The following is a 13740-nucleotide window of genomic DNA, read 5'->3' on the forward strand; positions in this document are numbered from 1 at the left end:
AACGGTGGCTTCAATACCACCGTTTTGGAAGATCTAACTGGCCAGAATAGGTTACCTTGTCACTTTCTTATAACAGCGCTCAGGACGCCCCACTGTGCCGTAATTTAAATCAGCCTCTAACTCACCAGAGCTAATTAAGTATTCCAGATATCGTCTTGCCGTCGTTCGACTGGCTCCGATTTTTTCTCCAGCCTCATCCGCAGTGAGCATTTCTTCACCCGGGAACAAGTCTCGGATTTTATCCAGCGTCACACTATCGATGCCTTTTGGCAGACGTTTTGCGCCTGTTTCAGAAATATTGTTCGACTGAAACATCTTATCAACCTGACTCTGATCCAGGCTGCCAGCGACATCAAAACGCTCACGCTGCGCAAGATATTTTTTCAGTGCTACCTCTAACCTCGGAAACATAATTGGCTTAAGCAGGTAGTCGACAACTCCACCACGCATGGCTGTTTGCAGCGTATCAACATCCCTTGCAGCGGTAATCAGAATGACGTCGCAAGTTTGATTTTTAGCACGTAACGTATTGAGGATCTCCAGCCCTGTCCCATCGGGTAGATACACATCCATCAGCAGTAAATCGGGGTTGAGTATCTCCAATTGCATTTCTGCTTCCATTCGCGTTGTGGCTATGCCCACCACCTCTAAGCCCGACAATTGGCTGAGGTATTTATGGTGGAGTTCTGCAATAGCGAGATCATCTTCGATGATCATGACACGCGTTGCCGTCTTCATATTTGTTCTTCCTTAGGCAAATATACGGTTATTCTCGTTCCATATTGCGTATTCGGCAGCATCTCAACATGACCGTGATAGCGTGTGGCGAGTTGATTGACCAAGTGCAATCCCACACCGCGATTATGGAGTGCTTTTGTTGAAATGCCCTTTTTGAAAAGTGTTTGTGGTTCAATGTTTTCTGGCAGCCCACAGCCCTGATCGCTGACTTCCATGATCACTTCGTTACCGTAGTCACTCAGCGATACCTCGATGTCACGTCGTTCAATCGCCACCGTCGACTCTTCACGAATCGTCGATAACGTCGCATCAAAAGCGTTGTCAATTAAGTTACCCAAAATGGTCACCAAATCCTCTGCGTTCAACCATTCAGGTAGCGGCTCTAAGCGGCTCCCTTCTTCCACAACCAGATTTAAACCAAGTTCACGAGCACGTTCTGTTTTTCCCAACAACATACCCGCAATCAGAGGATCTTTTATCGTGTCCCGCAAAAACTCGATCATCGCTTGATAATGTGCGGTTTCTTGGCCTATCAGTTTTTGCACCGCATCAAGCTCCCCCATTTGGACAAGCCCGCTAATGGTGTTGAGCTTGTTTCTGTGCTCATGCGTCTGCGAACGTAACAGTTCCGCGTATTCCTTTGTCTGAGATAACTGTTCTGTTAGCTCACTGATCTCGTCACGTAAGCGAAAACTGGATACCGCACCCACGACTTTTCCATCAACGTATATTGGGGAACGATTGGCAATTAAGCGTTTGTGATTGAGGTAAATTTCAATGTCGTGATCTTCTTGACCCGTTTCAAGCACGGTATATAAATCGCTATCACGTAATGTGTCTGTTAACGGTTTGTTAAGTGCCGTTTCTCTGTCTATTCCTAATATCTGACACGCGCTGCGGTTTATTGAACGAAGGACACCTTGAGAATCAATGCTTAAAATCCCTTCTTTAATGGTCCCCATCGTGACTTCGAGCTCACCATACAAACGGCCAATTTCTTCAGGTTCAAAGCCCAGGATGGCACGTTGAAACTTTCTTGAGGCATAGTTAGAAACCACCGCATTTGCGATAACCACGATAATTACCATCAGGATTAAGAAAGTTAAAAAAGGCTCGATGCGATCTTGTAACCGCTCGAGCAAATAACCTACCGACACGACCCCAATGACTTGGCCTTTATCGTCAAATATCGCGGCTTTGCCTCGAATGGAATAACCCAATGAGCCCTTCGCTGTCGATATATATGACTTGCCTTCATCGAGCGCTCGTTGGTTATCACCGCCTTTCATTGGCTTTCCTATCCGCTCATCGATAGGGTGAATCACGCGTACCCCATTTCGGTCGCCAATGACAATAAATGCCGCACCGATAGCTTGAGTCAGCTCGCGAAAACGTTCTTGATAACGTTGTGGATCATCACTCTCAATGATTTCACGCACGATCTCGGAGTTTGCTAAAAACTGAGCGACACCGAGCGCTTTCTCACCCATTTCTTGCTCTTGATTGACTTTCAGGTACGTAACCCCTGCAGCGACAAGGAGCAGCAACTCAATGAGACCAGAAAGTGTCATAATAATGAGCATTCGCTTACGAAAGCTAATGGTGCTCCAACTCATTATTTACTCCTCATCAACACCTTCCAAGCCACATAAGTTAACATTGAGTTAACAGTCAGGCTGTTATCAGATAGCAAATCTGTGAACAACACAAACAAACAGCAAAGTTTGTGCTCAAATAATAGACGGCACGAAAGCGTTAAAGACAATCATTCACCAAAAAATTGGGAATCACCTTATATTCAACAGTATACATAGCACTTACTCGAAAACATGAATTCGATCACGCCAATTTAGGCGATTTTTAAAGCGCCCTTAGGTTTTCAAGCGTATAATTTTTAGTCAGGGAGGCCGAACAGAGCCTCTCACTTATAAAGCAGTGAAACCGGAAGTCTATAAAGAGCTCAACATCATTGTCAGTAAATTCGAATAAAAAACTCATAAAAAGAAATACTGCGATATGACAAATAGTTAGACACCCTCTGAGTACTAAAAAACCATAAACAGAGGTGTATTTATAGTTAGAAGGAACACTTAAAAATGGAACGTGATAATTTTGGAATTTGTCTTAATAAGGCCATGTTGTCAGAAAATATGTATTCAACTTTCACGCATGTCCGTGCTTATGAGAAAAATGGAGGTAGCACGTCAGAACTTAAAGTGCTGCTGTCATTCCCTCAGATGAGTGGAAAGGATCTATTGAATACAATGTGTGGCTCTCGCCAGTTAGAGTGGAGAGCTGAGTTCCACTGCCCGTACCAAAAATAAAGTTATGCTAAGTTGGCGTCTGGTAAGCATTAACCGGACGCCGTTGTAGCCCGCTTTTCTCGCTTTAACCACTTAACATCGCACGATTATTCCTCTATATTAGAGCTAATACTCTACAACAAAGCAGCCACTATGAAACAAACTGGAAAGTTTTGGGTACTTACTCTCATTAGTAGCTCGATTTCTTTCGCCTGTCATTCCACTCCTATTACCCTAGATAGTGCATGGCAATTGCTATTAGAAAACAACTATTCTCTGAAAGCACAACGCTCAAATGTTGAAAATTATCAATATCAGGAGAAAGCAACCAGCAACCTTAATTTGCCGCAAGTTTCTCTTGGCGCAAACTACACTCGCTTGGATACCGACATCACCCTTTCTGGCAAGCAGATTTTCGACAGCACAGGTGCTGAGATCGCGGTTCCACCTGCCTTTCAAAACATTCTGGGTACGCTAGCGAACACCACGTCGACCATTACTGAGCGTGATATTTTCTCTTCTTCTATTCGCGCGATCTGGCCTATTTTTACTGGCGGTCGTATTTCTGCCGCGCAGACTGCCGCCGAAGGGAAAACCGATGAAGCAAAAAGCCAACTCGCGATGGAACAACAAGCGCGTTTTGAAGATCTGTCGAAGTACTATTTTTCAGTTGTGCTGGCAAAAGAAGTGCTGGCGACTCGTCAAGCCGTAGAAAAAGGGCTGAGAAAACACCGTGACTTCGCGATTAAACTGGAAGAGCAAGGACAAATTGCCCGAGTGGAACGCTTGCAAGCTGAAGCGTCATTAGATAAAGCCTCGGTTGAAACTCGTAAAGCCTTGAGTGATCTCACCATTGCTGAAGCCGCATTGGGAAAAATTCTCGCCCAAGAGCAATCTGTTGAGCCAGCAGAAACGTTATTTATCAACACGAGCCTTCCGCCCCTCAATGCCTTTATTGATCAGACATTACTCACCTACCCTGGTTTGGATCTTCTCGATGCTAAAGACAAACAAGCTCGAAGTTTAATCAAAGCGGAAAAAGGTAAGTACTATCCCGAAGTCTTTTTATACGGTGACTACACCTTATATGAAGACGACTCTCTCGCAAGCCAAATGAAACCCGATTGGTTGGTCGGCGTTGGCGTGAGTGTCCCATTGATAGAATCAACTGGCCGAAGTGAAAAGACCAAAGCGGCACAAAGTATGGTTTCGCAAGTCGACGCATTGAAATCTCAGGCGAAACAAGACTTATCACTATTGGTTCAGAAAACCTATCTGGAAGCTCAACAAGCCATTGATGAAGTGCAAGGGCTAGAATCCAGTATCGCACTTGCAAACGAAAATCTGCTTCTGCGTGAAAAAGCGTTTACCCAAGGCCTGTCTTCTTCGCTCGATGTTGTTGATGCACAGCTCTATGTCGCCAATATAGAAACGCAACGTTCGGCAGCGAGATTCCGCTACCTGATCTCTTTAACCAAGTTATTGGCATTAAGTAGTGAAATCGATAGTTTCCAACAATATAAAAACACCGCCTATACCCCAGCTTTACCGTCTAAAGAGGTGCGATAAACCATGGCAGCAAAATCATTAAAACCCATTTTATTATCACTTTGCGCTGTAGGTGTTACCGCTTGGGTTGGCTTTCAGTTTTATCAGGCTTATCAGCCAGATCCGGTTCGTCTGCAAGGCATGATTGAGGCACAGCAATACAGCATTTCCTCAAAGGTGCCGGGTCGTATTGATCAAGTCATGGTCCGTAAAGGAGATGACGTTGAAAAAGGCCAGCTAATTTTCACGCTTCACAGTCCAGAAATCGCAGCAAAATTAGAACAAGCTAAAGCGGGTGAGAAAGCCGCAGATGCCTTGGCACAAGAGGCAGAAAAAGGGGCTCGTGAACAGCAGATCCAAGCCGCTAAAGATCAATGGTTAAAAGCACAAGCCGCTGCTAATCTCATGGAAAAAACCTATAACCGAGTTAATAACCTGTACAGAGACGGTGTCGTTGCTGAACAGAAACGCGACGAGGCATTAACTCAATGGCAGGCAGCTAAATACACAGAAAGCGCGGCTTTCCAAATGTATGAGATGGCGAAAGAAGGCGCTCGCAGTGAAACCAAAGTCGCAGCGGCAGAAAAAGCACGCATGGCGTCTGGCGCGGTTGCTGAAGTAGAAGCTTACGCTAAAGACACCCAAATACATAGCTGGTTCAATGGCGAAGTGTCTCAGGTTCTACTGCAAAGTGGAGAACTTGCACCACAAGGTTTTCCTGTCGTTACGGTTATCGATACACAAGACGCGTGGGCAACGCTGAATGTACGTGAAGATCTTCTGAAGTATTTCAATGAAGGGGCAACCTTTCAGGCTTACTTACCCGCTTTGGATAAGAACGTAGAATTTAAAGTCACGCATGTTGCGGTAATGGGCGACTTCGCGACTTGGCGTGCAACGGATGCGGCTCAAGGATTTGATTTACGTACTTTTGAAGTCGAAGCGAGGCCAGTCCAGCAAGAGTCTGACTTGCGTATGGGCATGAGTGTTGTGGTTGAACTCTGAACACTGCCTTAGGTTAACGTTGTGACGATTCAGATTTCACAACGCCATATAGTACGACGCGATAAATGGTTGGCATCCTGCCTTACTTGGGTGCCCATTTTACTTGCTCTGACGATTTGGGGAGTCTTCTCTGCTGGTATCGCGCGCGATTTGCCCATCGGTATCGTGGACATGCAGCACTCACAGCTTTCACGTAAGCTGATCCAGTCCTTAGATGCTTCTTCGACTTTGTCCGTGGATTACCATTACGCCAGTACCACCGATGCGAAAAATGCCATGATCGAAGGTGACATTTACGCTTATGCCGTTATCCCGGCAAAGTTTGATCAGGACATACTTCAGCACCGTCAGCCTCAGCTGTCTGTTTTCTTCAACAGCCAATATATTCTGGTAGCGAAGTTAATAAACTCGGCCGTTGCACAAGCGCAAGGCTATTTTGATGCTCAGGTGCAAACCATGGGTAATTTCGCCAAAGGCAATACCACTTCGCTTGCTGCTATCGGGCAGGCCGTGCCTGTTTCGACACAAATTACTGCGCTTTTTAATCGCAATACCAACTACGCACAGTTTCTGGTTACGGCTATCGTGCCCGCTATCTGGCAGATTTGCATCGTAGTAAGTACGATTTTAATTCTTGCTGCTCATTTTCGTATTTATGGCGGTAAAAATAGGTTCGAGTTTCTTGGCGAAAAACCTTGCTTACGACTGGCGTCAATTCTAAGCCATTACATTCCTGTATTTATGATTCAAGGCGCCCTTTACCTCTACTGGTTTTATGGTCTCCTTAACTGGCCAATAGAAGGCAGCGTAGTAGTTATATTACTGGCACAGCTGGTGACGATTATCGCCTGTATTATTATGGGTGCCCTGTTTTTCTTTCTGTCTATGGATCCCGCTCGCGCGATGAGTTTCGCTGGTGCGTTTACTGCGCCAAGTTTTGCCTTTATGGGCATTACTTTTCCAGTCACAGACATGAGCACGCTTGCTACGGCTTGGCGCTCGCTATTGCCAATCAGCCATTACATTGAAGTTCAAGTAGGTCAGGCAAGCTACGGAGCGTCAGCAGCTCAATCACTGAGTTCACTTTGGACACTGATCGGTTACACCGTACCGTTGCTACTCACTGCTGCGTTAATCCACAAACACCGAAATGCCACAAGCCTTAATCATAATCAGGAGAGCGCATGACACTCTGGCAACTGATTAAAGCGGAAATTCGCTCAATTTTTACCAACCCTGTCGTCACGCTAACCGTCTTTGGTGGTGTGATATTTTATTCATTCCTATACCCACTGCCCTATACTCAGCAAACCCCTCGAGAGCAGCCGATAGCCGTCGTCAATTTAGATGGCAGCCAGACCAGCCGGAAATTGGAGCGTATGGTGGATGCGACACCTCAGGTAAAAATTGTATCCAGATTACATACCATTGAAGACGCCAAACAAGCCTTTTTGAACCGCGATATCACCGGTTTTTTAGTCATTCCTGAGCACTTCTATAAAGATTTGATGCTAGGTAAAAGCCCAACTCTTGCCTATGCTGCGGACGCTTCTTACTTTTTGGTGTATGGCACAGTCGTAGAAGGTTTGGCACAAGCTGGCGGGACGCTAGGTGCTCAGGTAAAAGTCAGTAAGCTGGTGATTGAAGGTGTGCCTTTGAGTATGGCCAGCCACAACTACTCGGCGATAAAGCTAAATATGAAACCGACCTTTAACCCCACCATGGGTTATATCGAATATGTGGTCCCAGCGGTGTTCGTCCTGATTCTACAACAAACGTTGATCATGGCGGTTGGGTTGCAAACGGGATCACAGCGACATGGTCGAGGTTACTGGTCACAAGTAACAACGCCTTCATTACTGCTGGTAAGGACGCTTATCTTTGTCGCGATTTATTTCCTGCTTAGTACGTATTATTTTGGTGCCAGCTTTGAAAGGTTAAGCGTTAATCACATCGCTCAGGCAACTGAACTGCTTTCCTTGCTGGTTCCGTTTCTGTTGAGCTGTTGTGGTTTGGGTTTTTGGCTCGGTTACCTTTTACCACGCAGAGAACTGGTCACCTTAGTCGTTTTGGTCAGCTCAATGCCACTTATCTTCCTTGCCGGATTCATTTGGCCAGTAGAATCCATTCCGGCTCCCCTGCTTTGGATTGCTGATTTAAGCCCGAGTACTTGGGCGATTAAGGGCTTTCTCGCCTTAAATCAAATGGGCGCAACATGGCAACAAGTGGCTAAACACTGGACTGCCCTTTGGCTGCTAACTGTGTTCTGGGGCGGTATCGCGTATTGGATAGCCAGACGCCACTCAAATCATGTCGTGACAGAAAGTGTAAGCTAAAGAACGGATAAGCATACGCATACAGCACAAAGCCCGTGTGTTATCGTCCAAATAAGCCGCTTTTCATTGCCGAAATAAACACAGTAAAGCCACAAACAACAAAGGAGCCTAAAAAGGCTCCCTTTGTATCACGTCTTGTTGTGAAATTGACTTACGCAACGTCTTCTATCGACTCAGCATTCTCAACAGGTTCAAAAAATTCATCGTGCAGTGCACAAATCGCTCGCTGATACTCTTTATCACCCACAACAAATTGTACGTTAACATTTCGTAATGATGAGTGAAGAGCCACTGGCGTCACACCACTATTCATCAGTGCCAATACACCTTTCGCCAAGGTTTTGTTGGTGTCAATCTGAGAACCAATCGCTGAGATCAACGCTACCATACGGCCTTTAATTGATGCTTTCGGGTAACATTTTTCCGCTTTATACAGAACTTTGTTTAAGCTGTCTGCATTACCGCCCAGGTAGTAAGTAATCGAGTTGGCGTTCATTTCTTTACCAACTAATGTCACGTGTGCATCTGAGATGATTTCCATCAGCTCGTAACTCACGTTATCTACTTTACCAACCATCGCTTGGTCAAACAGATGCAACGCAAACACTTTCTGCTTACCCGCGATGATCTCCACTTTGTCTTCCTCTGGACGGTAACCAGAAGAAATCAAAGTACCTTCATGTTCAGGTTCAAATGTGTTTTTAATCTGCAGTTCGATACCACTTTCGCGCAAACCCGCTGCTGCGTTAGGGTGAATAGCTTCCATTCCCAAGTTAGCCAGCTGGTCAGCCACATCGTAGTTCGTGCTGCCAATTGGCAATACTTTCTCAGGACCAACAACACGTGGGTCAGCAGAACTTAAGTGATATTCCTTGTGGATTATCGCTAAATTCGCTTTCGTGATCGAAGCAACTCGGCTGAAAGTCATCTCACTGTAGCCTCGGTCATACGTATGCATAAGACCTTCTTTACAATATGCATAACCCGTCACGATAGGCAGTTCTTTTGATACATCGATATCCGCAAAAGCTTCGCTGATTGATTCATCAAGACTCTTCGGCTCGGTTGTATCCCAACCTGACAAGTCGACAAACTTAGCGTTAATGCCCATGTTTTTCAGTTTCAACGCGGTGTTATAAGCACTGTGCGCTTCACCAATTGAAGAAAGAAACTCACGGATTTGAGGCAAGTAGTGACGCAGTGAAAACTGGCCGTACTGGCACGTTTCTAAAATATTAGCGATACAGTTTTTCGCTTCTGAAATGCGTGAACGAATAAACTTATCCGCTCGCATTCGATTCATTGGATCGGCGAAAATATTCTCGTTTGTCAGCAACATACGATTCTCTACGTATGCCAACGCTTCTTCCCACGAGTCATCACGCTTAGCAACCAGTTGGTATACGCCCGCTTTGCTGGTTTTTTTACATTCTAATAGCGCGTCAGTCATACCACCGTAAGCCGATACAACAAATACTCGGTTGTATGGTGTCTTGGGACGAAGAATAATATTGTCTAAAACAGCATCAAATGCTGTCATTGAAGTACCGCCGATTTTTTCTACGGTAAAAGTCATGTTAAGCCTTTTTTGATTGGTAACTTAAAAAATAAAGAAGAGAGAATTGAAATGTGAGGTGGAAACCCACCTCACAGTGACTATTTAGTTTTAGTCAACAAGAGGATACACGCCGTTCTCATCGTGTACTTCCGCACCTGTGATAGGAGGGTTGAATACGCACGCCATTACCATTTCTTTGTTTTTATATGCTCTTAGGTAGTGCTCGTCGTTCTTGTCCAGAATGTACAGTGTACCTGGTTTGATCGGGTAGGTTTCACCGCCTACCACTTCAATCTCGCCTTCACCACTCATACAGAAAACAGACTCTAAGTGGTTTTTGTAGTGGATGTGCGTTTCCGTATCTTCGTAGATAGTTGTGATATGGAAAGAGAAGCCCATCTTGTCGTCTTTCAACAACATACGGACACTTTCCCAAGTATCTGAAACTACACGTCGCTCACTGTTGCGACACTCTTCGAGTGTTCTAACGATCATTATTAATTTTCCTTATTAAGATGCTTGTTTGAAGTGTTTTGCAGCGATAGTTTCTACGGCATTTTCAAAAATGCTTAGTCCTTGATCGAGCTCTGATTCGCTGATAGTTAAAGGACAGAAGAATTTAACCACTTCGTCGTCTGGACCAGCAGTCTCGATGACCATGCCGCTGTCAAAACACGATTTAGCAATTTCTGATGCCAGGTCACCACTGTTACACTCGATACCAACCATCATGCCGCGACCTTTCTGCTTCACGAACATTTGTGGGAATCGACGTACACAACGCTCAATAACGCTGCTTACACGCTCTGAACACTGCTTGATGTGCGTTTCAAAGTCTTCGTTAGCCCAGTAGATTTCCAGCGCTTTAGCGGCAGTAATAAATGCGTGGTTGTTGCCACGGAATGTACCGTTGTGCTCACCTGGTTTCCATTGGTCAAGCTCTGGTTTCAGAAGCACAACCGCCATTGGTAAACCGTAACCACCAATAGATTTCGACAAGGTTACGATGTCTGGCTGAATGCCTGATGGCTCAAAACTAAAGAACGTACCCGTACGTCCACAACCAGCCTGAATATCATCGACAATCATAAGAATGTCGTTTGCTTTACAAATTTTGCTTAGACGTTGTAACCACTCGTTTGAAGCGACATTCAAGCCACCCTCACCCTGTACTGTTTCAAGAAGTACAGCGGCAGGCTTGTCCATACCAGCAGAGTTATCATTAAGCATGGTTTCAAACAGAGCCAAACCATCCACGCCTGCGTAACCTTCGAAAGGAATACGAGACACGTTGTGAAGGCTAGAACCATTACCCTGTCTATGATGCTGGTTACCAGTTGCCGCCAATGCGCCTGCTGTACAGCCGTGGAAACCATTGGTGAAAGCGACGATGCTGCTGCGGCCCGTTACTTTTTTAGCCAGCTTAAGTGCTGCCTCAACGGCGTTAGTACCAGTAGGCCCAGTGAACTGAACTTTGTAGTCCAGTTTTCTTGGCTTAAGAATATAGTTGTCTAGCGCTTCAAGAAACGTTGCTTTCGCTTCTGAGTGCATGTCTAGACCATGTGTAATACCGTCCATTTCAATGTACTCAAGTAACGCTTGCTTAAGTACAGGGTTGTTATGGCCGTAATTTAGAGATCCCGCTCCAGCAAGGAAGTCTAAATAGCGTTCGCCCTGTTCTGTTTCCAGCCAGCAGCCTTTCGCTTTACGAAATACGACTGGAAAGTTGTTTGAATATGAGCGTACGTTGGATTCCTGCTTTTTGAAAATATCCATGATGAGACCGTTTTTTAATTCCTATTGTTAGGGGATTATTTTAGGGGAATTCGATACAAGTACTCTGTATCGTGTTTGCCTTTAAAGTGAGCTTTTTCATCCAAAAATGTGCTTACTTGGCCTGAATTGCCGTTCATCGCATCTAACTTTTTGAATAAAGCCCAAGAAGCTTTGTTGTCTTCCGTGATAGTCGTTTCTACCATCTTCACGTTACTTAGACCTTCTCTGGTCAGAAGCTCTTTTAACATGCGAAACGCTAAACCATGTCCTCTGTAACGAGGTGACACTGCAACCTGCCAGACAAATAACACTTCTTGTTCGTCTGGTTTCTGATAACCCGATATGAAACCAGCGATATCGTTATTGCACTCAACCAGAATACTGGTCCTGCTGAAATGTGTTGACTGAAGGAAATTGCAATAAGAAGAATTCATATCCAACGGCGGACAGTCTGCAATTAAGCTGTAAATGTCGTCACCGTCAGAAATCTTAGGTTCACGAAAAATCCATTTGGTTCTTGTTTCCTCTTTAATTTCTGGATAGAGGACCCAAGGTGCTGATGTGATCATGTGAAAATTCATATCCTTTGAGGTCTAATTATATTCGCTATTATTATGGGCATCCCTCGCCACCAAAAATCAAATATTCGCGGATTATAACCTGATAAATGTGACAAAAATCACACTTTATAGTCATTTAACCATATATTAAAATATTTGAGTTCTAATCTTATTCAGAAGCTGTTAATAGCGCGGGGGATCGTAAATTAGAAAATAATATATCGCGTACACTCTACATTTCGGGATAACCTAAAGCCCATCAACGAATAGAGACGCACTGTTTTGCCACTTCCATGCATGAAAGCGCTCAAATGCCTTGCTGGCTAATTAGCTAGTCTAATTTCCAGACCATTTTCTCTACCATTTTCCTAACCAATCCGTCCCAAATCAAAACAACAAGCCAGCCATTTGTTATCTAAACATTTGACCTCTAATCTCTATTGGTTAAGCAAATCAGTCTCGGATTGATTGAAATACACACAACCCCTGTACACAAATATGTCTAATAAAGTTCAAGATTAATTTAGCGCCGTCTCTTAGTCCCAAAAAATCTAGACAAAATTAAACATAAGTAAATGTTATTAAACAATTTAATTGTTATTAAAAATATCAAAGAAAGCACCCAAAACCAGCTGGAACCAAGATCACACACAACCCTAGTTCGTTGATATTTTTTCAAAAATTAATTAGAGTACAAAACGTTGAACACAAAAAAGGACGATTACATGGACCCCATACTGGAAGTTAAGGGACTTTATAAAGTGTTTGGTGAGAACCCAGAGCGTGCTTTCTCACTTATCGACAAAGGTGTCGATAAAGACAACATCTTTGAGCAAACTGGGTTAACTGTCGGTGTAAACGATGTTTCTCTATCTATCAATGAAGGGGAAATCTTCGTCATTATGGGCCTATCAGGCTCAGGTAAATCCACTCTTGTCCGCCTCCTAAACAGATTGATTGAACCAACCAAAGGGAGTGTTTTCCTTAAAGGTAAAGACATTGCCCACATCTCTGAAGACGAACTAAGAGAAGTCCGTCGTAATAACATCTCAATGGTTTTCCAAAGCTTCGCACTGATGCCACATATGACGGTGATTGAAAACGCCGCCTTTGGTCTTGAGCTGTCCGGAGTTAATGTAGAGAAAAGACGAGCCAGCGCTCTGTCTGCTCTAGAGCGCGTAGGGTTAGATACTTACGCTGAGTCATTTCCGGATGAACTGTCAGGCGGTATGAAGCAACGTGTAGGCTTAGCAAGAGCACTTGCCTGTGACCCTGACATTCTTCTGATGGACGAAGCATTCTCAGCCCTCGACCCGCTTATTCGAACTGAAATGCAAGACGAGCTTATCCGTTTACAGAATGATGATAAGCGAACAATCGTGTTCATTTCTCACGATCTTGACGAAGCGATGCGAATCGGTGACCGAATTGCGATAATGCAAAATGGTGCAGTTGTTCAAGTTGGTACACCGGATGAAATCCTTCACAACCCGGCTAACGACTATGTAGAAGCCTTCTTCCGCGGCGTAAACATAGCCAGTGTTTTGACGGTTAAAGATATCGCTCGTAAAAAGCCAGCAGCCGTGTTTAAAAAATCGGATAACGACGGTCCGGGATCTGCAATGCAGATACTCATGGACCATGATCGTGAATACGGTATTGTCATCGACAAATCCAGCCGCTACTCCGGCATTGTTTCGCTCGAGTCATTACGCTCAGCGCACAAAGAAAATCGCTCCTTAGCCAGCGCACAGTTAGAGAACGATGTCACGCTCCAACCACACCAGTCGATTAACGATATTTTGGGCGTGGTTGCTGACGTTCCTTATGCAGTACCCGTTGTCGATGAACAAGGGACTTACTTTGGCGTTGTAACGAAATCACGTCTTCTTCAAACACTAGACAAGGAGTAAGGC

General features: G+C 44.6%; 12 protein-coding genes. 6 read left to right on the forward strand and 6 right to left on the reverse strand.

Annotation, left to right across the window (positions count from 1 at the left end; all coding sequences use genetic code 11):
• Nucleotides 1-51: 51 nt before the first annotated feature.
• Nucleotides 52-738 (reverse strand): response regulator, encoded by a 687-nt coding sequence (locus tag DBX26_RS08010; RefSeq protein ID WP_014231954.1) that lies wholly within the window; start codon nucleotides 736-738, stop codon nucleotides 52-54.
• The gene (locus DBX26_RS08015; protein ID WP_065296889.1) at nucleotides 735-2354 is read right to left on the reverse strand and encodes a sensor histidine kinase; all 1620 of its coding nucleotides are present in this window, start codon (nucleotides 2352-2354) and stop codon (nucleotides 735-737) included. Before DBX26_RS08015 ends, DBX26_RS08010 begins: the two co-directional genes overlap by 4 nt.
• 480 nt (nucleotides 2355-2834) lie before the next feature.
• On the opposite strand from DBX26_RS08015, the gene DBX26_RS08020 reads away from it, so the two are divergent.
• The 5 genes from DBX26_RS08020 (at nucleotide 2835) to DBX26_RS08040 (ending at nucleotide 7930) form a co-directional block, all read left to right on the forward strand.
• Nucleotides 2835-3062 (forward strand): hypothetical protein, encoded by a 228-nt coding sequence (locus DBX26_RS08020; protein ID WP_118118637.1) that lies wholly within the window; start codon nucleotides 2835-2837, stop codon nucleotides 3060-3062.
• Between the two features lie 132 nt (nucleotides 3063-3194).
• Entirely contained in the window at nucleotides 3195-4610 is a 1416-nt protein-coding gene (locus DBX26_RS08025) for a TolC family protein (protein ID WP_118118639.1), read from the forward strand.
• Between the two features lie 3 nt (nucleotides 4611-4613).
• Nucleotides 4614-5594 carry an HlyD family secretion protein gene (locus tag DBX26_RS08030; protein WP_118118641.1) on the forward strand — a complete coding sequence of 327 codons (981 nt, stop codon included), beginning with the start codon at nucleotides 4614-4616 and terminating at the stop codon, nucleotides 5592-5594.
• A gap of 21 nt (nucleotides 5595-5615) precedes the next feature.
• On the forward strand, nucleotides 5616-6782 hold the full coding sequence (locus DBX26_RS08035; protein ID WP_118118642.1) for an ABC transporter permease: 1167 nt from the start codon (nucleotides 5616-5618) through the stop codon (nucleotides 6780-6782).
• Nucleotides 6779-7930, forward strand: a complete 1152-nt coding sequence (locus DBX26_RS08040; protein WP_118118644.1) for an ABC transporter permease — start codon at nucleotides 6779-6781, stop codon at nucleotides 7928-7930. Before DBX26_RS08035 ends, DBX26_RS08040 begins: the two co-directional genes overlap by 4 nt.
• A gap of 151 nt (nucleotides 7931-8081) precedes the next feature.
• Here the strand turns inward: DBX26_RS08040 and DBX26_RS08045 are convergent, their stop codons facing one another.
• From DBX26_RS08045 to ectA, 4 genes are all read right to left on the reverse strand, one after another.
• Nucleotides 8082-9506 carry an aspartate kinase gene (locus tag DBX26_RS08045; protein WP_014231961.1) on the reverse strand — a complete coding sequence of 475 codons (1425 nt, stop codon included), beginning with the start codon at nucleotides 9504-9506 and terminating at the stop codon, nucleotides 8082-8084.
• Nucleotides 9507-9596: 90 nt separating this feature from the next.
• Nucleotides 9597-9983 (reverse strand): ectoine synthase, encoded by a 387-nt coding sequence (locus DBX26_RS08050; RefSeq protein ID WP_014231962.1) that lies wholly within the window; start codon nucleotides 9981-9983, stop codon nucleotides 9597-9599.
• A 15-nt stretch (nucleotides 9984-9998) separates the two neighbouring features.
• The gene (gene ectB / locus DBX26_RS08055; protein WP_065296895.1) at nucleotides 9999-11264 is read right to left on the reverse strand and encodes a diaminobutyrate--2-oxoglutarate transaminase; all 1266 of its coding nucleotides are present in this window, start codon (nucleotides 11262-11264) and stop codon (nucleotides 9999-10001) included.
• 35 nt (nucleotides 11265-11299) lie between these two features.
• Nucleotides 11300-11833: a diaminobutyrate acetyltransferase gene (gene ectA / locus DBX26_RS08060; RefSeq protein WP_162889684.1), complete on the reverse strand. Its 534-nt coding sequence runs from the start codon at nucleotides 11831-11833 to the stop codon at nucleotides 11300-11302.
• 716 nt (nucleotides 11834-12549) lie between these two features.
• Between ectA and proV the strand changes: the two genes are divergently transcribed.
• The gene (proV, locus tag DBX26_RS08065) at nucleotides 12550-13737 is read left to right on the forward strand and encodes a glycine betaine/L-proline ABC transporter ATP-binding protein ProV (protein WP_014231965.1); all 1188 of its coding nucleotides are present in this window, start codon (nucleotides 12550-12552) and stop codon (nucleotides 13735-13737) included.
• Nucleotides 13738-13740: the final 3 nt, after the last annotated feature.

The sequence above is a fragment of the Vibrio sp. dhg genome, from assembly GCF_003443775.1.
Classification (GTDB): domain Bacteria; phylum Pseudomonadota; class Gammaproteobacteria; order Enterobacterales; family Vibrionaceae; genus Vibrio; species Vibrio natriegens.